The organism is Tepidicaulis marinus, from assembly GCF_000739695.1.
GTDB classification, from domain to species: Bacteria; Pseudomonadota; Alphaproteobacteria; order Parvibaculales; family Parvibaculaceae; genus Tepidicaulis; species Tepidicaulis marinus.
In genome coordinates, this window is the sequence record NZ_BBIO01000007.1 from 25,277 (window position 1) to 47,897 (window position 22,621).

Annotated in this window: 23 protein-coding genes; 9 read left to right on the forward strand and 14 right to left on the reverse strand. The window is 61.7% G+C overall.

Annotated elements, in window-relative coordinates:
* Positions 1-3: 3 nt before the first annotated feature.
* The 4 genes from M2A_RS07985 to M2A_RS08000 form a co-directional block, all read right to left on the reverse strand.
* On the reverse strand, positions 4-2,112 hold the full coding sequence (locus tag M2A_RS07985) for a S9 family peptidase (protein ID WP_045445547.1): 2,109 nt from the start codon (positions 2,110-2,112) through the stop codon (positions 4-6).
* An 86-nt stretch (positions 2,113-2,198) separates the two neighbouring features.
* Positions 2,199-2,651 (reverse strand): MaoC family dehydratase, encoded by a 453-nt coding sequence (locus tag M2A_RS07990; RefSeq protein ID WP_045445825.1) that lies wholly within the window; start codon positions 2,649-2,651, stop codon positions 2,199-2,201.
* 194 nt (positions 2,652-2,845) lie between these two features.
* Positions 2,846-3,322 (reverse strand): OmpA family protein, encoded by a 477-nt coding sequence (locus M2A_RS07995; protein WP_045445552.1) that lies wholly within the window; start codon positions 3,320-3,322, stop codon positions 2,846-2,848.
* Between the two features lie 137 nt (positions 3,323-3,459).
* A complete protein-coding gene (locus tag M2A_RS08000; protein ID WP_045445555.1) occupies positions 3,460-5,025 on the reverse strand; it encodes an AMP-binding protein in 1,566 nt (521 codons plus the stop codon).
* A 209-nt stretch (positions 5,026-5,234) separates the two neighbouring features.
* Here M2A_RS08000 and M2A_RS08005 point away from each other — a divergent pair, with 209 nt between their 5' ends.
* Complete coding sequence (locus tag M2A_RS08005) at positions 5,235-6,140, forward strand: crotonase/enoyl-CoA hydratase family protein (protein ID WP_045445558.1); 906 nt, start codon at positions 5,235-5,237, stop codon at positions 6,138-6,140.
* Between the two features lie 9 nt (positions 6,141-6,149).
* Here M2A_RS08005 and M2A_RS08010 read toward each other — a convergent pair whose 3' ends face one another.
* Together M2A_RS08010 and M2A_RS08015 are read right to left on the reverse strand one after the other, a co-directional pair.
* Complete coding sequence (locus M2A_RS08010; protein WP_045445561.1) at positions 6,150-7,418, reverse strand: MFS transporter; 1,269 nt, start codon at positions 7,416-7,418, stop codon at positions 6,150-6,152.
* Positions 7,415-8,671 (reverse strand): MFS transporter, encoded by a 1,257-nt coding sequence (locus M2A_RS08015; RefSeq protein ID WP_156101705.1) that lies wholly within the window; start codon positions 8,669-8,671, stop codon positions 7,415-7,417. The genes M2A_RS08010 and M2A_RS08015 overlap by 4 nt, the downstream gene beginning before the upstream one ends.
* A gap of 308 nt (positions 8,672-8,979) precedes the next feature.
* Here M2A_RS08015 and M2A_RS08020 point away from each other — a divergent pair, with 308 nt between their 5' ends.
* Complete coding sequence (locus M2A_RS08020; protein WP_052379307.1) at positions 8,980-10,230, forward strand: sensor histidine kinase; 1,251 nt, start codon at positions 8,980-8,982, stop codon at positions 10,228-10,230.
* Here the strand turns inward: M2A_RS08020 and M2A_RS08025 are convergent.
* Genes M2A_RS08025 through M2A_RS08040 form a run of 4 tightly spaced genes read right to left on the reverse strand, consistent with a single transcriptional unit; the run spans position 10,220 to position 12,072 of the window.
* The gene (locus M2A_RS08025) at positions 10,220-10,906 is read right to left on the reverse strand and encodes an NAD(P)H-binding protein (protein WP_045445567.1); all 687 of its coding nucleotides are present in this window, start codon (positions 10,904-10,906) and stop codon (positions 10,220-10,222) included. The genes M2A_RS08020 and M2A_RS08025 overlap by 11 nt on opposite strands.
* Before the next feature lie 46 nt (positions 10,907-10,952).
* Positions 10,953-11,378 (reverse strand): Rap1a family protein, encoded by a 426-nt coding sequence (locus tag M2A_RS08030; protein WP_045445569.1) that lies wholly within the window; start codon positions 11,376-11,378, stop codon positions 10,953-10,955.
* A 28-nt stretch (positions 11,379-11,406) separates the two neighbouring features.
* Positions 11,407-11,676 carry a hypothetical protein gene (locus M2A_RS08035; protein ID WP_045445572.1) on the reverse strand — a complete coding sequence of 90 codons (270 nt, stop codon included), beginning with the start codon at positions 11,674-11,676 and terminating at the stop codon, positions 11,407-11,409.
* A 42-nt stretch (positions 11,677-11,718) separates the two neighbouring features.
* Entirely contained in the window at positions 11,719-12,072 is a 354-nt protein-coding gene (locus M2A_RS08040; RefSeq protein WP_045445574.1) for a hypothetical protein, read from the reverse strand.
* A 199-nt stretch (positions 12,073-12,271) separates the two neighbouring features.
* Here M2A_RS08040 and M2A_RS08045 point away from each other — a divergent pair, with 199 nt between their 5' ends.
* Positions 12,272-13,426: a DUF2336 domain-containing protein gene (locus M2A_RS08045; RefSeq protein WP_045445575.1), complete on the forward strand. Its 1,155-nt coding sequence runs from the start codon at positions 12,272-12,274 to the stop codon at positions 13,424-13,426.
* A gap of 16 nt (positions 13,427-13,442) precedes the next feature.
* Here M2A_RS08045 and M2A_RS17740 read toward each other — a convergent pair whose 3' ends face one another.
* Complete coding sequence (locus M2A_RS17740) at positions 13,443-14,216, reverse strand: helix-turn-helix domain-containing protein (protein ID WP_081875484.1); 774 nt, start codon at positions 14,214-14,216, stop codon at positions 13,443-13,445.
* Positions 14,217-14,235: 19 nt separating this feature from the next.
* On the reverse strand, positions 14,236-14,517 hold the full coding sequence (locus M2A_RS08055; protein ID WP_045445578.1) for a hypothetical protein: 282 nt from the start codon (positions 14,515-14,517) through the stop codon (positions 14,236-14,238).
* Positions 14,518-14,669: 152 nt separating this feature from the next.
* Here M2A_RS08055 and M2A_RS08060 point away from each other — a divergent pair, with 152 nt between their 5' ends.
* Positions 14,670-15,587, forward strand: a complete 918-nt coding sequence (locus tag M2A_RS08060) for an alpha/beta hydrolase (RefSeq protein ID WP_045445581.1) — start codon at positions 14,670-14,672, stop codon at positions 15,585-15,587.
* A gap of 119 nt (positions 15,588-15,706) precedes the next feature.
* Positions 15,707-16,363: an OmpW/AlkL family protein gene (locus M2A_RS08065; RefSeq protein ID WP_045445584.1), complete on the forward strand. Its 657-nt coding sequence runs from the start codon at positions 15,707-15,709 to the stop codon at positions 16,361-16,363.
* A 15-nt stretch (positions 16,364-16,378) separates the two neighbouring features.
* On the opposite strand, the gene M2A_RS08070 is transcribed toward M2A_RS08065, so the two are convergent.
* A complete protein-coding gene (locus M2A_RS08070) occupies positions 16,379-17,434 on the reverse strand; it encodes a Rieske 2Fe-2S domain-containing protein (RefSeq protein ID WP_045445587.1) in 1,056 nt (351 codons plus the stop codon).
* Between the two features lie 593 nt (positions 17,435-18,027).
* Here M2A_RS08070 and M2A_RS08075 point away from each other — a divergent pair.
* The 4 genes from M2A_RS08075 (at position 18,028) to M2A_RS08090 (ending at position 21,722) form a co-directional block, all read left to right on the forward strand.
* On the forward strand, positions 18,028-18,456 hold the full coding sequence (locus M2A_RS08075) for a Ros/MucR family transcriptional regulator (RefSeq protein ID WP_045445834.1): 429 nt from the start codon (positions 18,028-18,030) through the stop codon (positions 18,454-18,456).
* 137 nt (positions 18,457-18,593) lie between these two features.
* On the forward strand, positions 18,594-19,130 hold the full coding sequence (locus tag M2A_RS17290) for a PAS domain-containing protein (RefSeq protein ID WP_197052880.1): 537 nt from the start codon (positions 18,594-18,596) through the stop codon (positions 19,128-19,130).
* A gap of 90 nt (positions 19,131-19,220) precedes the next feature.
* Complete coding sequence (locus M2A_RS08085; protein WP_156101706.1) at positions 19,221-19,748, forward strand: hypothetical protein; 528 nt, start codon at positions 19,221-19,223, stop codon at positions 19,746-19,748.
* A gap of 21 nt (positions 19,749-19,769) precedes the next feature.
* Complete coding sequence (locus M2A_RS08090) at positions 19,770-21,722, forward strand: hypothetical protein (RefSeq protein WP_045445593.1); 1,953 nt, start codon at positions 19,770-19,772, stop codon at positions 21,720-21,722.
* Positions 21,723-21,740: 18 nt separating this feature from the next.
* Here the strand turns inward: M2A_RS08090 and M2A_RS17295 are convergent, their stop codons facing one another.
* Positions 21,741-22,307, reverse strand: coding sequence for a helix-turn-helix domain-containing protein (locus M2A_RS17295; protein ID WP_052379309.1), 567 nt, complete (start codon positions 22,305-22,307; stop codon positions 21,741-21,743).
* Between the last annotated feature and the right edge of the window lie 314 nt (positions 22,308-22,621).

Genomic DNA, 22,621 nt, shown 5'->3' on the forward strand with positions numbered 1-22,621 from the left:
CGCTCAGGCGGCGTCCTTGCCGGTGACGGCGAGCGCAAAGGCATAAACGAGCGCCACTTCTTTCAGCCGCTCGAACCGGCCCGAAGCGCCGCCATGCCCTGCCTCCATATTGGTTTTAAGGAGCAGGGCGTTGTCGTCGGTCTTGGCTGCGCGCAGCTTCGCCACCCATTTCGCCGGTTCCCAATAGGTCACACGCGGGTCCGTCAGCCCGGCAATCACCAGCATATTGGGATAGTCTTGCGCTTTGACATTGTCGTAAGGCGAATAGGAGGCGATGTAGCGATAGGCTTCCTCATCCTCGATCGGGTTGCCCCATTCCAGCCATTCGGGCGGGGTGAGCGGCAGGCTCGCATCGAGCATGGTGCTCAGCACATCGACGAAGGGCACCTCGGCGATGATCCCTTTGAAAAGCTCGGGCGCTTCATTCGCCACCACCCCCATCAACATGCCGCCGGCGCTGCCCCCATGGGCCACGATATTGCCGCGTGAGGTAAAGCCCTCATCGGCAAGAAAGGTGCCCGCGGCGGTGAAATCGGTGAAGGTGTTTTTCTTCGAACTGGTCTTGCCCGCCTTGTACCAGCGGTAACCGCCTTCCTTGCCGCCCCTGATATGGGCGACGGCGTAAATCATGCCGCGATTGACGAGGCTGAGAACGCTCGCGGAAAAATAAGGGTCCATGCTGATTCCATAGGACCCGTAGCCGTAAAGATAAAGCGGGGCGCTGCCACCGAGCGGCGTCGATTTTTTGTAAAGAAGCGAGATGGGAATGCGCTCGCCGTCTTCCGCCGTCGCAAAAAGCCGCCGCGTGACGTAATCGCCCGGCGCATGGCCGCTCGGAATTTCCTGGCGCTTGCGCAAGGTGCGTGTGCCCGTCTCGATATCGTAATCATAGACTTCCGCCGGCGTCGTCATGGAACTATAGGCAAAGCGCAATGTGTGCGCGTCATATTCATAGCCGCCATGAAGATCGAGATCGTAAGCTTCTTCATCGAGCTTGATCACGTCTTCGGCACCCGTTTCCAGCGTGCGGATGACGATGCGTTTCAGCCCATCCCGCCGCTCGATACGCAAATGATAATCGCGGAAGAGAAGCTGGCCGAGAATATAGGTGCCTGCCTCATGGGGCACCACATCGCGCCAATGGGCGGCATTCGGCGCTTCGACCGGCGCTTCGACGATCTTGAAATCTTCCGCGCCATTGTCGTTCGTATGAATGAGAAAGCGTTCGCGCGGGGCATCGTGTTCCACGTCATATTCGATGGCCGCCCGGCGCGGTTCGACGCAGCGCGGCGCGCTCTCAGGCTTTTGCGCATCGATCAGCCAAACCTCGGAGGTCTGGTGGTCATGGGTATTGATCAGAATGAAGGCGCTGTCCTGCGTTTCGGAAACGGAGACGAAGAAACCGGGATCGGGCTCCTCATAGACGAGCGCATCCGTTTCAGGGTCATCGCCCAGCCTGTGCCGGTAAACCCGGCAAGGGCGGTGATTGTCGTCGAGCTTGGTATAAAAAAGCGTCGTGCCGTCCGGCGCCCAGACAGGATCGCCGTTCGTATCGGGAATGGTGTCGGCAAGTTCCTTGCCGGTGGCAAGATCGCGGATATGGAGCGTGAAAAACTCCGAGCCTTTGCGGTCCACCGCCCAGGCGAGCTTGCTGTGATCGCGCGAATGGCTGATGCCGCCGAGCCGGAAATAGGCCTCGCCTGCCGCTTCCTTGTTTCCGTCGAGCAGGACCTCGACGTTTTCTTTTCCGGCCGCATCCGAGGAGCGGCATTCGAGCGGATGCTGCGCGCCGGTCTCGAACTTGCGGAAATAATACCAGGGCCCGTCTTTCGCCGGCACGGAGCTGTCGTCTTCCTTGATGCGCGCGCGGATTTCGCTGAAGAGCGTCTCGCGCAGGTCCGAAAGCGGCTCGAGCGCGGCATCCGCATAAGCGTTTTCCGCTTCGAGATAGGCGCGGATTTCCGCATCCAACACGTCCGGATCGCGCATCACGTCCTGCCAGTTCTCCGCCCTCAGCCAGGCATAAGGGTCGGTGACCGTGATGCCGTGATGGGTGTGGCTGGCGTCTTTCAGCGCGGCGACGGGGGCGTTTGCGGGGCGGGCGAGGGGCATGGGGAACTCCGGCAATGAAAACCAAGTTTACAATGAAAAAGCCCCCGGCGCGCAAGCGGGCCGGGGGCTTTTAAAGAGGCGCGCTCTTATTCGTAGAGCAGCGTGATCGTTTCGGCGATCAGGGCCGGGCGTTCCTGGCCTTCGATCTCCACGGTCACTTCATTGATGAACTGCGTGCCGCCGCCCTTGGGATTGGCTTCTTTCAGCTTCACGCGGGCACGGACCTTGGAATTGACCGGCACCATATTGGTGAAACGCACGGAGTTGGAGCCGTAATTGATGCCGCGCGTCACGCTTTTCACGGCGCTGATCTGGCTCATCAGCGCGGGCAGCAGCGAGAGCGTCAGATAGCCATGGGCGATGGTCGGCATGCCCAGTTCTTTCTTGGTGCGCTCCGGATCGGTGTGAATCCACTGATGGTCGCCCGTCGCATCGGCGAACAGGTTGATGCGGTCCTGGTCGATTTCCATCCACTCGCTGACGCCGATTTCATTGCCGGCCTCTTTTGCATAATCGGCCACGGTGTCGAAAACGCGCATAAATGCCTCCGTCTTTTCTGATTTTGCCGCTGTGAGTGACAGCTGGTTGCGTATGGCGCGGCGCGGGCTCACCCGCCGCCGTCCGGGAATCTGGCCCCAAAGGTAGCGGTCCGCGCGCCGGATTTCCAACGCTTAATTAAAGGCGGAAAAGGCGGTGTTTCACGCCCTTACATGGACCCTGCATGGCCTCCTTCCTACATGGAGAGGCGGATGCGCACGCGCCGGTCTTCCTTGGAATCCCAGGTCAGGCTTTCGGCAATCCAGCCCATGGCCTCGCCTTCCGGTTCGATGGCGATTTTCGAGGCAGGCCAGCCCAGCTTTTGGAAAGCGCGGGCCACGGCCTCGGAGCGCTTGCGGGCGAGCTCGGCATTATAAGCGGCATTGCCCTTCTTGCTGGCTTTGCCGAAAAGGCAGATCTGCTGCATGTGCTGGCCCGTCGCCCGCTCATAAACCCGCTCGATCTTATCGAGATATTCCGGGGCGATGGCGGCACTGTCGGTCTCGAAATAGATATATTCTTCCCGCTGCAGCTTGCCCGAGGCGCCGAATTTGTTGTTGCATTCCTTGCCGGAGGAATGAACTTCCTGCGCGGCTGCCGGGCCCGAGGCGCTCATGGCTGTGAGCCCCAATCCGAGTGATGCGGCGAAGAAAACCGTGGTGAGAATACGCATGGCAAGCCCCCATTTGCGATGATGCAGCCAATCTAGCCTTATTCAGTCAAATGCAAAACAGCTGAACCGGCGCTGAACGGGGCGCTGAAAAGAAAAGGCCCGGCGGTGCCGGGCCTTTGAAGCCTTTGAAGGGAAGGTCAAACGATCTTTGAATCGTGATTGCCCCAATATTTGTCGCGGATGAGCCGCTTATAGAGCTTGCCCGTCGGGTGGCGCGGCAATTCCTTGTCGAAATCCACCGAGCGCGGGCATTTGATCTTGGAAAGTTCGCTCTGGCAGAACGCGATGAGCTCTTCTTCAAGCTCGGGGCCCGCATCCGCCCAGTCCATGGGCTGGACGATGGCTTTCACCTCTTCGCCGAAATCGGGGTTCGGCACGCCGATCACCGCCACATCGGCAACCTTCGGATGGGTGATGAGCAGGTTTTCCGCTTCCTGCGGGTAGATATTCACCCCGCCGGAAATGATCATGAAGGCCTTGCGGTCGGTAAGATAAAGATAGCCGTCTTCATCCAGCCGGCCGATATCGCCCAGCGTCGTCCAATGCTTGTGCTTGGGGTGGCGGCTGTCGCGGGTCTTCTTTTCATCGTTGTAATATTGGAATTGCGGCGCGTTGGGGTCATCGGCCTCGAAATAGATCGTGCCGGCCTCGCCCACGGGCAGTTCGTTGCCCTCATCGTCGCAAATATGCACCTTGCCGAGCAGCGCCTTGCCGACGGAGCCTTTGTGCTGCAACCATTCTTCGGAATTGAGCGCGCAGAACCCGTTGCCTTCCGAGCCGGCGTAATACTCGTGAATGACCGGCCCCCACCACTCGATCATCTGTTCCTTCACCGGCACCGGGCAGGGGGCAGCGGCGTGGATCGCGCATTCGAGCGAGGAGACGTCGTATTTCTTGCGCACCTCTTCGGGCAGCTTGAGCATGCGCACGAACATGGTCGGCACCCACTGGCTGTGCGTGACCTTGTATTTCTCGATCAATTGCAGCGCTTGTTCTTCATCGAAATGTTCCATCACGATGCAGGTGCCGCCAAGGCGCTGCACCGTCATATTGTAGCGCAGGGGCGCTGCGTGATAGAGCGGCGCCGGGGAAAGATAGACCGTGTCCCCGTCGAAGCCGTAAAGCGCCTGGGCCAGCATGACGAGACCCGGCACTTCGTCGATGGGTCCGCCGGAAAGCGGAATGCGGATGCCTTTCGGCCGCCCCGTCGTGCCCGAGGAATAGAGCATGTCCGTGCCCGCCGTTTCATCGGCGATCGGCGTTTTGGGCATGGCATCGCGCGCTTCTTCATAAGCGCTGTAACCTGCTTCCGCGCCGCCGATCATGTAGCGGTGCTTCGCCCCTTTGATGAGGTTCTTGGCGAGCAGGTCTTTTGCCGTTGCCGCCAGCGCCTTCGAGGTGAAGAAGGCCTTCGCCCCGCAATCTTCCACGATGTAGTCGATCTCGCTCGGCGTCAGGCGCGAGGAAATGCAGGTGAAGTAAAGCCCGGCCCGCTGCGCGCCCCAGCAAAGCTCCAGATAGCGGGCATTGTTTTCCATGAAAATGGCAATGGCATCGCCCGTCTTCAGCCCCAGGCTGCGCAGGAGCTGGGCGACCTGGTTGGAGCGCTCGTCGAGCTCTTTATAGGTTACGGTTTCGCCCGTATTCGCCATGATATAGGCGGGCCGGTCGGGCGCATTGGCCGCATGATGAAACGGATGCATGTAGCGTCTCCCTGATTCCCGGTCTTTATGGCCGGTTCTTATCCGGCTCTTGCGGCCGGCTCTCTTTGGCCCGGATCATAAACCAGTTGGAAATTTTGTGCACCGGTTTGCATGGCCGCAGGAGCCGCCTGACGCAACGTCAAGGAGAAAAGAAGGCGGAAATTCCGGGCCGCCTCTTGTATGGTGCCCCCATCGATAGGGAGAAAACCATGACCTACAAGACCATCAAATACGAAGTGGCGGAGAATATCCTCACCATCACCCTCAACCGCCCGGACAAGCTGAATGCCTTTACCGGCGAAATGATGTTCGAGCTGATCGACGCCTTCGACAAGGCCGATGCGGACGACAATGTTGGCGCGGTCATCGTGACGGGCGAGGGCCGGGCCTTTTGCGCCGGGGCCGACCTTTCCGCCGGGGCGAAAACCTTCGACTATGAAAAGCGCGAAGACCGCCCTGACAAGGCGGGTGATCCGCGCCGCGCCGACGGCTCCATCGATTATTCCCATGAAGCGGTGCGCGATGGCGGCGGGCGCGTTTCCTTGCGCATCTTCGAATGTCTGAAGCCCGTCATCGCCGCGGTCAACGGCCCGGCGGTCGGCGTGGGCGTTACCATGCAGCTGCCGATGGATATTCGTCTTGCCTCGGAAGATGCGAAATTCGGCTTCGTCTTCAACCGGCGCGGCATCAACCCGGAAGCCTGTTCGAGCTGGTTCCTGCCGCGCCTTGTCGGCATCAGCCAGGCGCTGGAATGGACTTATACGGGCCGTGTCTTCCCCGCCCAGGAAGCCTTGGAAGGCGGTCTCGTCAAGAAGCTCTATAAAGCCGATGAACTGCTGCCCGCCGCCCGTGCGCTTGCGCGGGAAATCATCGACAACACCGCGCCCGTTTCCAACGCCCTGACGCGCCAGATGATGTGGCGCATGCTCGGCGCGGACCATCCGATGGAAGCGCATAAGGTCGATAGCCGCGCCATCTATTCGCGCGGCGCTTCGGCGGATGCCAAAGAAGGCGTCATGTCGTTCCTGGAAAAACGCCCGGCGGAATATCCTTGCACGGTCTCCAAGGACATGCCGGACTTCTTCCCCTGGTGGGACGAGCGTAAATACAGCTAAGACGCCGGATCAGGAGGCGCCGCTTCCCACTTTGTGAGGCGGCGCTTCCAATCCCCAGAGCGGGGAAAAGAAGAACATCGTCAGCCAGACCACCACCATAGCGGCGGAGGGCACGAGCACCGCGTTGAGCGGGCCGATGGCCTTGATGATATAGCCCGTGGCGAAAGAGCCGATCGGCCCGCCGCCCATCATCCCCAATTGAAAAATCGAGAGCACCCGGGCGCGGTGCGTATCGCTGGCAAATTCCTGCACGATGGCGCGCGACTGCGTCATGGAAACACCGGCGGCCAGCCCCCATGAGGCGGCAAGCACGTAAACGCTCCAGAAGGGCGGCTCGAAATGAAAGCCGACCATCGCCGCCGAGCCGGTGCAGAGCGCCAGCATGATGGCGCGGCCCTGCCGTTTGATGGGCCGCAGGCGGCTTTGCACGGTGGAGGAAATGCCGATGCCGGAAAAGAAGACGACATAGACCCCGGCCAAGGCCGCCGATCCCCCGCCATAAACATCCGGAATGAGAATGGGGAAGAACACCATGAAGACGCCGATATAAAGCACGCCGGAGGAAAACATCATGGTGATGACGGGGCGCAGCCGCTCCGACTGCCAGACGATGACGAGCCCTTCCTTGATGAGTTGCCATTGGGAGGGGTGTTTCTGGTCTTCCTGCAAGGGGGCTGCGGGCGGGGGCGGGGCTTTGGGCAAGCGGCTGGTGGTAAAAGCGGCGGCGGCGAGCGCCAGCGCCTGGGTAAGCACTATAAAGAGCGGGCCTGCAATCCCGGCAAGCCCGCTGAGGAGATTGCCCAGCACCTGCGACATGAACTGCATGCTCATGGCCGAGGCGACGGCTTTTTGAATGGCGCCCGGCCGCTCCCGGTTGATGACGCGGGTGAGAAGCGAATCGCGCGCCGGGGTGACGAAGGCACCGAGTGTCGAGAAAACCAGAAGATAGACGATCATCACCGGATAAGAGAGATAGCCCATATAAATCGCGGCGGCGAGCGCGAGCGGCACCACCATGCCCATCAGCTGCAGGCGCATGAGATAAGAGCGCAGTTCCATGCGGTCCGCCGTCGCCCCGCCGAAAAGCCCGAGCAGCAGCATGGCGAGCATCGAGCAGGCTTGGGCAATGCCCACATATTCCGGCCCCATGCCCAGCACTTCTTTGATGAGCCAGGGCGCCAGCACCATCTGAATGCCGGTGGCGAAGAAATAGGTGCCGAGCCCGCCCATATACCATTTGAGATGAGCGGGAAGGGGCGGGCTTGCCGCAGCATTCATGAGCGGCCCTCATTGTGAAGTTCGGGGCGGGGCGCGTGAAGGGAAAGCAGCGCCGTGCGCAGGCAAAGCCAGGCAAGGATGCCCGCCATCAAAAGTGCGGGCAAAAGCACGGCATTCGCAAGTCCGGTGAGGTCGATAAGTCCGCCCATGGCGAAGGAGCCGATGGGGCCGCCCCCCATCATGCCGAGCTGATAGATGGAGAGAACGCGGGCGCGGTGCGTCGGGCGCGCTTCGCTCTGCACGATGGTGCGCGTGATGGTCATGGTCGTGCCCGCGCCGATGCCCCAGAGAAAAGAGAGCGCGCAAAACATCCAGAAGGAAATGGGAAGCGAAAAGAGCGCGAGGATAATCGCGCCTGAGCCTACCGAGACGACGAGCACCTTGCCGCGCGCTTCCACATGGCCGAAGCGCAGCAGCGTCACGGTGGCGAGGATCGTGCCGCCCCAGAAGGAAAGGTTCGCGGCGCTGAGCTGCGAGACCCCGCCGCCGTAAATATCGCGCACCATGAGCGGCATCAGCACCATGAAGCTGCCCACATATAAAAGCCCGATCGCCGTGATCAGCACGATCACGGGAAAAATCGACGGGGAGTGCCAAACCTCGCGCAGCCCGTCCAGAATGTCGCTGCCGCGCGTTGCCCCGCTTGGCTCATGCAGCGAGGGCATGGGGCGGAGCTGAAAGACCGCCATGCCGCCCAGGACCATGACAAGCGCCTGCACATGCAGGAACAGCGAGACGGCGCTCAAGTCTTCCAGGCCGAAATAAGTGGAAAGGAAGGGAATGAGCTGAACCGAGAGCATGCCGAGAAGCTGCCCGCTCAGCTGCACGCCCATGGCGATCGTGACAATGCGCTGAATATCCTGCCCGCCGAGCCGGCTCAAAGAGGAATCGCGGGCGGGAATGGCAAAGGCCCCGAGGGTCCCCATGGTCAGCGCATAAAGAATGAGAATTTCATAGGCGAGCATGCCTTCAAGCAGCGCATAGCCGAGCCCGAGGGCCGGCAGCGCGGCGATGAGATGGACGCGGATGAGAATGGTCCGGCAATCCGAGCGCTCCGCCGTCAGCCCGCCCACCAGCATGAGAAGGAGAGCAGGAATTTGCAGGCACATCTGCGCCAGGCCGACGAAAAAGGCCGGCTCGTGCAGCACATTGGCAACGAGATGGGGAAAGAGGACGAATTGCATGCCAAGGCTGATGAACCAGCTTGCCTGTCCGCCCATATACCAGCCGAGTTGCCCCTCGGTTCTTGCCATCTTTGCCTCCCGGCGCCCTGTTTGTTGCCCGGTTTTGCCCGGCTTTTGCCGCCGCTGTTTCGCGCGCTGTCTCACGTCCTGTTTCAACGCGGCGCATTTTATTAACACCGGCACATGGCACGGTGCCGATTATATCGGTTCGATGTCATTTTATCGCATTTTTCCGCCACTTCATGCGCGAATATGAATTTTACATGACATTCAGGAATCTTAAGATTTGTGCAATGGCAGGTGCGAAAGATAGCCGCAACTAAAATGCGTTTCCCGCGCGGGCAAGAACCTCGCGCTGTGAGGCAAGGGATGCGGCTATGAGTGTGGAGTATGGACGGGGCGGCGCGTTGCACCCGGTGGCGCGGGATCTGGCGGTGCCGGTGGCGCCTGTGGATGTCACGGCGCCTTGCTCGGATATTTTCGACAGGCTGATGGAAGATGCCGCATTGATGCATATTCCCGTGCTCGATGGCGACGTCATTGCCGGGCTGGTCTCGCGCCAGCAATTCATGCTCACTTATGCCAGCCTTTACGGGCGCGATATTTTCGGGCGCAAGCCTATTACCGAGCTCATGGACAGCGCCCCCATCCTGGTGGAAGCCGCGCTCGACTGCGAAGAGGTCAACCGCCGCCTGTTGCAGTTCGATCTGCAATCGTCCGATGTGCAGGGTTTCATCGTGGTGGAAGAGGGGCGCTATCTCGGCGTGGCGGCGATCACCGGCCTTCTTGCCGTCATTGCCAATGTCATGACGCACCGCGCCGAAGAGCTGGAGCTGGCACGCCAGCGCGCGGAAGCGGCCAGCAAATCCAAAACCCAGTTTCTGGCCAGCATGTCCCATGAACTCAGAACGCCGCTCAACGCGGTGATCGGTTTTGCCGATCTCATCTGCAAGCAGACCTTCGGGCCGGTCACGCCGGCGAAATATCTCGAATATGTCGAAGACATTCACGCCAGCGGCTCGCATCTTCTGTCCATGATCAACGACATTCTGGACATGGCGAAAATCGAATCCGGCCGCTTCGGCCTGCGCGAGGATGTTTTCGATCCGGTGGACACCGCTATCGATATTGTGCGCATGTTCATGCCCGAAATGAAAGAGCGCCAATTGCAATTCCGCATTTGCGGTATCCGCGGCGAAGACGTGCCTTATGTGCGCGCCGATGAACGCCATATGCGCCAGATATTGCTCAATCTTCTCTCCAATGCGGTGAAATTCACACCGCCGGGCGGGCGGATCGATCTGTGCACGCTGCGGCATGAGAACGGCGATCTCTCCATCATCGTCGAAGATACGGGCGCGGGCATTCCCGCTCATATGGTTGAGCGCGTCTTCGAGCCTTTCGAGCAGGTGGAATGTTCTTTCACCCGCAAAACTTCCGGCACCGGCCTCGGTCTGCCGCTCGCCCGCGCCATGATGGAGGCCCATGACGGCACGCTGACGCTGACAAGCGAGGAAGGCAAAGGCACGCGCGTCATGGCGCGCCTGCCGGCCGAGCGGGTCGTGCAGCGCAAAGCGGCCGCCTTAAGGTCTGAAAACGGCAATTGGCCCGGCGTGCTTACGGCCTGAGAAGGCGCATCATCTCATCATAGTGGTAAATGTTGACGGCGCCGTCCCCGTCCCCCGTCTCGGCGGCTTTCGCCATGGCGCGCGCCACTTCATCTGCCTTAATGGGCTTGTAGAGCCGCAAGGGGCCGAGAAGAAGCGGCGAAAGCAAGGGGGCGGCAAGCTGGCCGAGCCCTTCCCCGATCCGCTCTTCCTTGCGCGCGCCGATCAAAAGGCTCGGGCGGAACAGGCGCAAGCGCTCGAAGCGCAGATCGATCAGCCGTCTCTCCGTTTCCCCTTTGCAGTGCAGATAGAAATTGGGGGAGTGCGCGTTCGCGCCGACGGAGGAGACGAGATTGAAACTCCGCGCGCCCGCGCCCTCGCAGGCCGCGGCAAAGGCGCTGTTGAAATCGCAGTCCACCCGGCGGAAGGCTTCCCGGCTCCCCGCCGTCTTGATCGTCGTGCCGAGGGCGGAAAAGCCTTCCGCGATCAATGTTTCAAGCTGGGCGACCGCTTCGCCGATGCGGTTGAAATCGGGCAGTTCGATGGCGCGCAGTTTCGGGTGCTGAAAGCCCGGCGCCTGGCGGGTGAAGGTGATCACCTGATCGAAGGCGGGCGAGGCAAGCAGCGCCTTGGTCAAAGCCCGGCCGATGAGCCCGGTGGCCCCGGCAATGGCGGCGATTTTCGGGTGCTGGCTCATGCGTGTGGTTCCTTGCGCGTTGGCGGCAAGCCTAGCACGGATCGCTTTAGCAGGGATCGATAACGTTGAAGGCCTGCATTACAAGCTCGACGGCGGGTTTGTCGAGAAGCTCCGGGTGCCAGTCGGCGGCGCGGGAAATTTTCTTTTCCAAATCTTCCATATAGCCGACGCGGGGGACCTGCGCGCATTGCACATAGTCCTTTTCGTTATGAGGATGAACTTTCTGTGTGCCGCGCCCTTTCTGCAGGGCATCGAGCGCGCCGAAATAGCCGTTGATATATTGCCGGCAATAGCGCGCCTTGCCGCTGAGCGGCGCCTGCGGGCGCTGCAAGCGGTGCTCGACGGCAAGCTGGCAGGCGGCGGCAAGGTCGCGGCCCGTTTCGATACGCGCGCGGGCCTGTGCCGGGGCTTGCGCAAGCCACATCAAAGCGGTTGCCGCAAGAAGCAAAGCAAAGAGACGTTCGTTTCGCAAACAGGACTCCTTTGCATCAAGAGCCGTTTCAGCTTTCCTCGCCGCCGGTCCAGCGCGCCCACAATTTGCTGGCGCAGGTGGACGTGTCGTATTGGCTGGTCACAAGGCGCATGGCGCGCACCGCGCTTTCCGGCGTCTCGCCGGGCTCGCTGCCGAGCGCGGCTTGCACCTCGCCGAAGGTTTCATCCGCCATGTCCTGGGCCAGCGCCCGGCAGGGCTCCAGCGTGCCGTAGCGGTAATACATCAGTCCGGCGGCAAGTCCGGCCAGCGCAACCAGAACGATCAGAAAAAGACGCATATGTTTCTCCAGCCTGAAGATGCCGCGAGGATATCGGTGAAATCAGAAACGTCCCGCATCCCAGGGCTGGGCGCTGCCGCGTTCGTTGAACAGCTCGCCATTGTCCCCGCGCGTCGCGCCGCCGCAGGTGCCATAGCCGTTCTTCCAGCCTTCGCGGTAATTTTCCTCGCGCTCATAAAGCGCCTCGTTGCGGTGCACGGTCTTCTTCTCGAAGCCTTCGACGCGGGTATGGGCGGTGCGGCAGCCATCCGAATAGCCGAGCTTATAAAGCGGGTCGTTCAGCACCTCCGGTTCGGGTTCGGAAATACAGCCGGCAAGGAGGACCGAAAACGTGAAGGCCGCCAGAATGCCAGTAAACCGGTCAGTAAACTGGCCGCGCCGCATGGAATTGAACATCGAGAACCCCTTTACCGTTGATCCCGGGTCCCCCCGGACCTGGAAAAGTTGCGGGCGAGCTTAACGGAATAAAACCGGCAGGCCAATTGATCTGCCAGTTGATCTCAAGGGCGGGGAGAGCCTTCTTCCGGCGTCTTTACGGGATTTTAGGGGCAGGAGGGGAAAATCAGGGTTAACCCGCTGGAAAGGATGATTTTTCTTGGCCGATTCGCCTGAAAGGCACGACCTGCCGCAAACCGCCGCTGGTATCGGGATCGGTACTCCCGGTGCGCAAGCCCGCGCAGGCGCAGCGCCCGCAGGCGGCGATCTTGCCTTGCTGCTGCGCCGTCTGGCGGATCTGGCCTTGATGCCGGCTGGGCGCATTCCCAAGCCCGAGCGCGATTTGCTCGATCTCAGCCTGTCCCATGCCTATGGCCGGCTCGATCTTGTCACCAAGCGCCGCCTTGCCGAGCGCACGGCGCAAATGGCCGAGCCATTGCCCCATCTCACCCGCCATCTGGCGCTCGACGTGCCGCCCGTTGCCGAGCCGCTATTGCTGGAAGGGGCGCATATGCCCGTCTCGGTGCTGGTCGAAGCGGCGGCGGTTTCTGAAAAGCACCGTGCGCTTCTGGCGCTGCGCGAGGAAGTGCCGCCCGAGCTTGCTGCCGCCATCTTGCGTCATGACGATGTGGAGGCGGTCTATCTTCTCCTTGCCAATCCCGGCTCCGAGCTCTGCCCCCGTTCCATGGAAAATGCGGTGCGCGCGGCCAATGGGCGTGAAAGCTGGCACCGGCCTTTGGTGCTGCGCGTCGAGCTGAGCACCTGGACGGCGAGCCTGCTTTTCTGGTGGGTGAATGCGGAGCTGCGCCGCGAGATCGTGCGCCTGCATCTGCCCGATGCGGTGATGACCCATTCGACGATCGAAGACACGCTGGGCGAGGGGGTGGATACCGCCGCGCTGCCACAGCTCTTGCGCTTCTTCCGCCGCCTCCCGCCGCTCGGCATTGAGGCTCAGCGCGCCGTCCAGCAAGCGGCCATGGCCGAAAGCCCGGCAGCGGGCGTGCAGGCTTTAAGCGATCATTGCGGCCTGCGGGCGGAATTGCTCTCGCGTATTTTCGCCGATCCGGGCGGCGAGCCTGCCGCCGTTATTGCCCGCGCGCTGGGGCTAAGTTTGGAAGAAGCGGGGGCTCTGGCGCAAACGCTTGGCGGGCCGGGCAGGGAGGGCCTGCCGGAAAATGCCGCCGCGCTTTTCGAAGAACTGACGATCTCCCGCGCCACGGCGCTTTTGCAATTATGGGACGAGGCCATGGCCGCCGATATTGCCGAATTGCACAGCCAGGCGCTGCTCGGCACGGGCGAAGAGAGCGGCTTCTAAGGAAATAAGAAACGGGCTATTCGGCGGCGTTCATTTGCGCGGGCGCGGGTATAATTCGGCGCTGGGCGGCTTTGGGCGGCTGTTTGAAACTGTCCAGCGCCACCACCCGCTCCAGATCGAGCCGGGCGTTCTGCGCCGTTTCGATAATATTGCCTTCCGCCTTTTCGATGAGCGCGCGGATTTCATCCACCCCGCGCAGCACTTCGCCGAGCCAGGGGCGCAACTCTTCATCCTCATCCATCAATTGCCGGGCTTCGCCCGCAAGGGATTCGGCAGCCTGACGCACCGCGCCGGTGGAAAAATCGGCCGAGCCGGTCACGAGCTGTTCGATCAGGCGGATTTGCGCGCGCACCCGGTTGATGCGCTGAGCATGTTCGCGCTCGGCCCGCTCGTCTTCATCCATGACGGGGGCAAGATCGTCGAGCGAGACATCGAGGCAGGCGGCAATCGCCGTCATCGTGCGGAACGTGCCGTCCTTCTTACCCGTTTCGATTTCCGAAAGATAAGCCGGGCTGATCCCGGCGGCGCGGGCAAGCTCCACGGCTTTATGGCCCCGGTGCTCGCGCCAGACGCGGACAGGATTCTCCCCGCGCGCAATGCGGTGCACGATATGGGCGGGGACGAGATCGGCGCGGAAATTTTCCTCAAGTGCGGAGCGGGCAGCGCGCAGGTCTTCGGCGTCGGCGGCAAGCTGTTTGAGGCGCTTATAATCGCCGATCGGCAGCACGGCATAGGCCGGTGTGCCGTCCGGGCCCTGAATGATCTGCGGAGAGTCTTTTTTCTTTGTCATTCGTCTCTTGCAATCGACGTTAGGCCGCTATGCGGCCGGTAATGGCCAGAACCGTTATCTGGGTTCCCTCGTCACGCAGGACAAGCCGGCGCCCGCCCGAAAGGGCAATACCTTCATGGGTCTGGCCGAGCATCCGCCGTTCCTCGCGCGAGGGCAGGTCTTTCAGCACACGCATGACTTCCGAACGGGTCTTTTCATCGAGCCGGACCATGGTGCGGAAGGCGGCGCGGCTGTACTGAATGCCGCTGCCGATGGCCATCCCGCTTTTTGCCTTGCTGCTTTTGTGTCCGGTATCCGTCACGCGTGTCCCCGCCGCTTCGGCTGCCTCTCAAGTATCTCAGCTTATACCGTGATTCGTGAAGAAACTGCTGAGCTTGCCTGCGGCAAGGGGGCGGGCGCATGATGCCCCGAAATGGCGGCCCTTGAGGCCCATGCGATCCGGGGAGGCAGATAATGAGCGAGGAACTTAGACCTATCGACAAGCTGAAAGCGCTGGTGCGCCAAAGATCGGCGGAGCGCGACAACCTGCCGCTCGAAGAACGCCGCCGCGCGATGGACGCGACGCTTGAAGTGTTCGGCGTGCCGGAAGGGGCTGAGGTCAACGAAACGGAGCTTGCCGGTATAAAGACCGACCGGATCGTGCCCGCGGGTAAGACGCCTCAAGGCCGCTTTCTTTATTTTCATGGCGGCGGCTATGTCCTCGGGTCTCCGCGCTCGCACCGGCATATGACGGCGCTCTTGGCCCTGAAAACGGGCCGCGAGCTTGTCGTGCCCGATTACCGCCTGGCGCCGGAGCATGTGTTCCCGGCGGCGGTGGAAGACGGGCTCGCCGCTTACCGCGCGCTTCTGGAGGAAGGCCATGCGCCGGGCGACATTGTGCTGGGCGGGGATTCGGCGGGCGGCGGGCTAACGCTCGCCGTGCTTATCAAAGCGCGGGAGGAAGGCCTGCCCATGCCGGCAGCCGCCTGCCTCATCAGCCCCTGGGCGGACTTGAAATGCAATAGCGGCGCCTATGAAAGCCGGGCCGAGGCCGATCCCATGATCGACCAGTCCGGTATCGCCGAAATGGCGGCGCTTTATCTGGGCGGGGCTGCGGCGGGCGATCCGCTGGCCTCACCGCTTTTCGCCGATCTTACAGGCCTGCCCCCGCTCTTTATTCAGGTGGGCGATGCGGAAGTGCTGCTCGATGATTCCCGCGTCCTTGCCGAACGGGCAAAGGCGGCAGGCGTCGATGCCATGCTCGATGTTTGGCCGGAGATGATCCATGTCTGGCACGCTTATTATCCGATGCTGCCGGAAGGCGGCCAAGCGCTGGGCGATATTGCTGCCTATCTGGCGAAAATTGCGGGCGGCAAACGCTTGAGCGCGTAGAAACCCGGCAGCGGAACACTTTGTCGCAGGCTGTAAGCCTTCCGATTGATCGGTATCAAGGACCGGCCGGTCCCTTGCGCGCATTTTCCTTGCAGACAGTTAAACCTGCGAGGGATGAGATGACGAACCTTAAAAAATATACCGCACTTCCTGCCGCGCTGCTTGGCGCGGCCGCGATGACGTTTTCCGCAATTGCCGTACCGGCCATGGCTGCCGAGGGTGAAAAAGACAGTCCCTGGCTTGTCCGCGTGCGCGGCTTGGCCGTGGTGCCGGATGAAGGTGCCGATGTGAACCCGCTGGGCGGCACGGTGGAGATCGACGAGGACTATGTCCCCGAAGTCGATATCTCTTATTTCTTCACCGACAACATCGCCGCCGAACTCATCCTGGCGACGACCCGCCACGATGTGACGTGGAAAGGCGCGGGCAGCCTGGACCTCGGCAAAGTCAGCCTTCTGCCGCCGACCCTGACGCTGCAATATCACTTCATGCCGAAAGAAACCTACCGTCCTTATGTAGGGGCGGGCGTCAACTACACGATCTTCTACAATGAAGATGCGCCGGGCGGTGCTATCACCAGCGCCGACTATGACAATGCTTTCGGCTGGGCGCTGCAGGCGGGCATGGATATCGATATGGGCAACAAATGGGTTGCCAATATCGACGTGAAGAAGATCTTCCTGAATACCGATGTCAGCCTGAACGGCGGCGCGGTGACGGCGGATGTCGATATCGATCCCTGGATCTTCGGCCTCGGCGTCGGCTACCGCTTCTAAGACAAGGGCGCAGCCTTAGCTGCGCCAGCGTAAAGTCACGGGCTGGACGGGGTTTTCGAAATCCCGTCCGGCCTCTTTTGCATCCGCCCATTCTTTTTTCAGCCGGTGATACCACTTGGCCTGAACATCCGAATCGTTGATCAGCATGAGCCGCGGTTCGAATTTCAGCCCCTTCTGCTGCAAGTTCACCATATCCCCGTCCTGCTTCAGAAAGGCGCGGATGAAACGCCGCGCCACGGGTTTGAGCAGGCTGAGCGCGGGCATGGTCCAGTAAAAGCTCTGGGTGATTTCGGTGGTGTTCTCATCGACCGGCGTCACCGCCGTAAAGCCGACGACGCGGTGGCGGCCTGCCTGAATGTTTTCGATGCGCACGCCGGGCAGCTGGAAGGTGATTTCGGTCACCGGCGCGCCGCCGAGGATCTTATAGGCGAAGGAATTCTTGGAAGGGCGGTGCGCGACCATGGAAAAGCCCTGCGGGGCGGGGGCGAAGTCTTTCGCCTTTTCATGGATCGAGCCGCCCGTGCGCCACCACCAGGAGCGGTGGACGAAGGGCCCATGCGCCGGGTCCATCAGCCCGATCACCGCATGGTCGATATGGCAGGCAAACGTCATCGCCTCGCGCAAATTGGGCGCGGCGCCCTCGAAACCCGGCATGAGAGGCGGGGCGGTTTCAGGTTCCGCCTCCGCGCGGCTCTCCGCGGCCATATAAATCCAGATATTGCCCTGCACCTCGCGCACCGGATAGCGGCGCACCTTGATGCGGCCGACATCCATGTCCTGACCCGGCACGAGCGAGGGGATTTCAAGGCACGCGCCGTCCGTGCCGAATTTCCAGCCGTGATAAGGGCATTCCAGCGCCGCTTTGCCGCAGCCGCTCTTTTCTTTGGCATAAAGCTGGCCGGAGGAGAGCGGCACGCCCCTATGCGGGCAAATGTCGCGCAGCGCGAAGGGCGCGCCTTCCGCGTCCCGGCCGATCACCACCGGTTCGCCGAGCAAGACTTTGTGATGCATGTCGCCTTTTTTCAGGCTTTCCCCGGGCAGCGCGAAATACCAGATATCTTTTAGGAACATGTTCTTGTTTCTCTTGGGGCCTTGTTTCTCTTGGGGCGGGGCCGGTCCGCCGCACGCGTCATGGAACGGGCGTCATTATGCTGTGCAGCGGCCTTTATAGAAAGGCGCCGATGGCCGCAGGGCGCGCAAAGGCGCGCAAACCGGGGAATCGCAGATGCGCCCCGCCGGTTCAAGTGCCTTGCGCCATTAATTGAAGCGGCGTGATAAATAGCCCGCGCAAATGAATGATAGAGAAAAAATAGGGAAATTTTCCCTGGTTTCGGCCGTATTGGTGAGCATGAGCATTACAAATCAAGCGGGACCGATTTATATAATCACTGCCCGTACCGGCCAGGATGGCCAAGAACTAGATTTCGCCGCGTAGGCTTTACTTTTTTGGAACGTGAGTGCGTGTGAAAACGTTTGTCTTCGTGTGTGAGTATTAGCACTTAGACAGGATACAGAGTGTAATTATATCGCAAATTCTTTCGTTATACGTTGCCGGTCAATTTGAAAATTGATAGAATTATCCTAAATAGTCTGTTTTGGGAAGGGGCTAAAGCATACCCGAAATATGGACTTGGACCGGACGCATGTCGGGCGGAGACGAGCGCATGACTGAAAAAGCGGATCTCATCGACATGACCGCGGGGATTGTGTCGGCTTATGTGACGAATAATTCGCTCCCGCTATCCGATGTGCCGGCCTTTATTCATCAGGTCTATAAGGCCTTGGAAGCGGCTATGAGCGATCTGCCGGCCTCCGGCGAGGCCTTGCCGGTGCCGGCCGTATCGGTGGAAGAATCCGTCACACCCGATTATTTGATCTGCCTGGAAGACGGGAAGCGCTTCAAATCTCTCAAGCGCCATATCCGCACCCATTACAACCTCTCGCCTGAAGAATACCGGACGAAATGGGGCCTGCCGGCGGATTATCCGATGGTCGCGCCCAATTACGCCAAGGCCCGCTCCAAACTCGCCAAACGCATGGGGCTCGGGCAGAAATCCGTTGGCCGCCCGCGCGGCGCGCGCCGCTCGGGCTAGTCATCGCTCGCATACCGGCGCCTCATTTTCCCGCTATTCGTCAACTATCTCAGAGACTTAAAGCGCATCTGTGACTTTTTAGATTCTTGCTATGCGCGTGTCTTCTCTTCATAGTTAACGAATCGGAGGAGAGCGCGGTGCAGGAAGCACAGTTCACGCAGTCGCAGGATGGATACAGGGGCTTTCGCTCCCAGTTACCGCTGCCTGAATTGCAGAAGCTCTTCGATTATTGGCTGGCGCGCCACCCGGACGGCGCGCTTCCCAGCCGCGCCGACATCGACCCGGTTCATATCCCCTCTTTGTTGCCCGGCATTTGCCTGATGGAAATCAGCCATCCCGATCTCAAGGCCAAAGTCCGCCTGGCCGGCACGCGCCTGCGTGAGGGGTACGGCATGGAGCTGACGGGCCGGATGCTCGATGAGGCCCTGCCGCCCGGCGAGGCGCGGTATTGGCAGGCGGTGGCGCACCGCGTGGCCGTGCAGCGCAAGCCCGCTTATGGCGTCACGCGCAATGTCGGGGAGGACCGGCCGACCTTTCATCAGGTCTGGCTGCGCTTGCCGCTGGCCGGCGAAAATGGCGAAGTGGCGATGATGATCGGCTATGACGCCTTCCTGCTTTCCAAAAAGGCGGATGCGCTGGTCAAGGATCCCGGTAAGATCGTCCAGATCGCTTGAAACCTGGCTCTCCCGCCCGCACGCTTGCAAGCATGGCGGCGGGGAGCCCGTGTCCTTGGGGACCGGGGGGCTCGCAATGGGGATATTGTCATGATGTATCGGCGCGGCGCCATTAAAGGCCGTTCTTTTTCTTTTACCGCTTTCTTGCTGCTGGTCTTACTGGCCTCTGCTTTCGCTCTTTCAGGACCGGGCGTAGTGCCTGCCGCCCATGCCGCTGCCGCCCATGCCTCCGTCGCACAGGCGCGCATCGAAGAAGGGGTGAAGGAAGTTGGCCCGCGCGATGCCGCCCGCTTCAAAGTCGATGCTCCGGCAGATCAGGCAAGCGAGTTTGCCGGCCGCTGCACGCTGAGCGCTGTCGGCGGCTCTGTCAATGTGGCGGTGGACGGTGTGCATTACGTGCCGCTATCGGCGCCCGCCATCGGCGATGTGCTGACGCTGCAGCCCGGCGAAAGCCGTACCTATGAAATGACCGGCACCTTTGCGCCGAATGAGCGCGGCGATGCCGAGATCGCTTTCATCTTCAATGGCTCGCCTGCCGGGTTCTGCTTTCCCGGCCAGCAATGCGCCAAGGCGGCGGAAGGCGCAACCGCGCTGCGGGCCGAGTGCACGAACAGGTAATGGCGTCGGGTGAACGGTAAGATGCGTGGCAGGCTCGGGTATGCGGCACTCGCCGCCGGCGTTTTTGTCGCCGGGCTCACGCTTACTTGGGCCATTTTGTTTTTCGTTATCGGGCGCGGTGTCCCGAACGGTCCTGAGCTTCAGCAAAATCTCGGCTCCCCTGCGACGCGCAGGCTCGGCGCCGAACTGGAAGAGGCGCTCGCCGCCGCCGCGCGTCTGCGCGAAGGCCAGGGGCGCGAGGCGAAGGGCGAGCTTGCGGGCGGTGCCTGTCCCGCTTGCACCGGCACCTGGAAGAGCGTGCGCTTTTTCGAGGAAGAGGCGCGGCGCGCCATGGGCCAGGTCCGCCGCCTTGAAACGCGGATGAACGAAGCCCCCGGGCCCGGCGATGCCGCCGCCGAGGAGGGGCGCCTTGCCGGGCAATTGGCTGCGGCGCAGGAAACGGCGGGCGTTTCCGTTCTCGCCTACCGGCATTTTCTGGGTGCTTTCGAGCAGTGCCGCCTCGATGCAGGCTGCGGCGGGAGCGGGCAGAGCGTGCCTGCCGCCTTTTCCTGCCGCGCCGACGAGCCGCTTTTGCGCACGGCGCTGGCCCGCGTCACGGCGCTGGCGGGTGCCATCGAAAAAGAAGCCGATGCCTGCAATCATCTTTCCTGTCCGGTGCTCGATTGCAAACCGGCCCGCGCCATGATGGACGATCTGGCCGTGGCCGAAGAAGCGCTGGTGGCGCTGGCGAACGGTGCGCCGATCAGCGCGAAATATACCCCTCACCCCGCCGAAAACCGTTTGCAGACACTCGATGTATCCCGGGCGCTCGGCAAGCTGGAAGAACCGTTCAAGACGCTGGCGCGCGGCCCGGAAGATCCGCAAGCATGGGTGCAGGCGCAAGCGGAAGTGGGCGGGGTCGCCTCGGGCCTTTCGGAGTTTATCCGCGAGGCGGAGGAGAGCGATGAAGGCGATACGGTCTGGCGTTTGCGGGCCGTGGTGCTCTCTTTGTCGCGGGCACAGCGTTTCATGCAAGTGGCCGCCGAAGATCAGACCGCCCGCAGTCTCAGCCTCAAGGCGCTTGCCGATGCCATGCTGAATGGCGGGCGTTTGGCGGCGAGCCTGCATGTAAGGGATGCAGCGCCTGCGCCGCAAAAGACCGGTGACGGGATTTGCGCGGCTGCCGATCTTCTTGCCGCGCTGCATGCGGTCAAAGCGGCGCGCGCCGGCTACCGGCTTTGCTGGGAACGTTCGACCTGCAAGGCGCCGGAGCCGGACGAGATAAAAGAGGCGGAAGAGGCCAAGCGCCCGATCCGCACGCCCGCCGCCGCGCTTGAGGCGCTGGTGCGCGGGCTCGAGCTCGATCCGCGCCGCTCGCTTGCCGCCGGCGTGCGCCCGGCGCCTGCGCCGCAGCTTTCCTTGCAGCGCGAAGAATATAAGGAAGGCGAGGTGATCCGCGTCGATCCGGATTTCGGCCCCGGCATGTGCCTGGCCGATGGCGGCTATCTCAGTCTCAATGCGCCAAGCGCTCCGGATACGGAGCAAAAATATGCGCTGAGCGATGCGCCCGGCGGCGCGCTGCTATTTGCGCCGGAAGAGCCGGGCGAACATGAGCTTGGCGCTTATGCCAGCCTTGAACATGGCGGCGGGCTTTTGGCCGCGCGGCGCTTCGAGGTGACGCCGCTGCCCGATACATGCGAGGGCTTTACCGGCCTCTGGCAAACGGATGTGGGCGAGCTGCATCTGATCGAGCGGGACGGCGCGGTAACCGGCAGCTACCGGCGCGAGGCGGGCATGCGTCCCGGTTTCGTCATTGGCGAGGTTGAGGGAAGCCGTTTCGAGGGTACCTGGATTTCCGAAATCGCGCGCGGCGATGCGGAGTTCGTGCTCGATGAAGAAGGCCAGTCCTTCACCGGGCGCTGGTCGCTGGAGCATGATGCGCGCGCCGGGGGCGTGTGGAACGGCGCCTGCGCGCTGCCCCGGGAAGAAAACTGAAGAAAGAAAACCGAGTCTTCAAAGCGCCCGCACGGCCAGCACCGGCCGGGCCGCCCAGGAAAGTGCTGCCGCCCGAGAGGCTTCTCCATCGCCAAGCGGCACGAGAAGATAAGGCGCATCGCTTTCAGGCATGGGCACGAGCCGGGCAAGGCGCACCCGGCCATCTTCAAGCCCGGCAAGGCAGAGACGGTTGTGAAGCTGGCCGGTCTGAAAGGAGGGCAGGCGGTCGGCGATCAGCACTTCGCCCGCTTTAAAGCCGCCTTGATCCGCGCCGATCAACACCTGCACCGGATCGGCAAGCGGCACCTCGCCGAGTAATCCCGCAATATCGGGCAGCGTGCCCGGCACCGCCCAGCCATCGGCGCGGATATGGCCGAGCGCCTTCATGGCGGGGCGGGGGCGCTCCTCGATCAACTCCCCCGTCCGCGCGCCCAGCGCCTTGGCAATCCGCGTCAGCCAATCGGCGGAAAGGCGGATATCGGCGCTTTCCAGCCGGGAGATGGTGGCAACGCTCGTCTCCAGCCGGCGCGCCAGTTCCGCCTGGGTCATGCCCTGTGCCTTGCGCAACTGGCGGATGTTGTTCATGGCCTTGTCCTCATCTGTCTGCCCCGCGCCTGTCCGCCCTGCCGGCCAGCGCGCCCTGTCTGGCCGGCCCGGCCTTTCCGCAGGTGTTTGGGAAATTTGCGTAACTTATCCCCGCTGCCTTGCGCACTACGTAAGTTTTACCTTGGAGTGCGCTCATGTTCCCTATATGTTCTTTATCGGCAATAGGGGGAATGAGCAACCGGTTTTCCAGGGTAGGAGGTCTGAACGCGTATGGAACCTGTCAAAAACCAAGTCAGAAAAGCCAATCGTCCCGCCATTTCCCCATCCATTTCCCCATCCATTTCCCCGTCGGT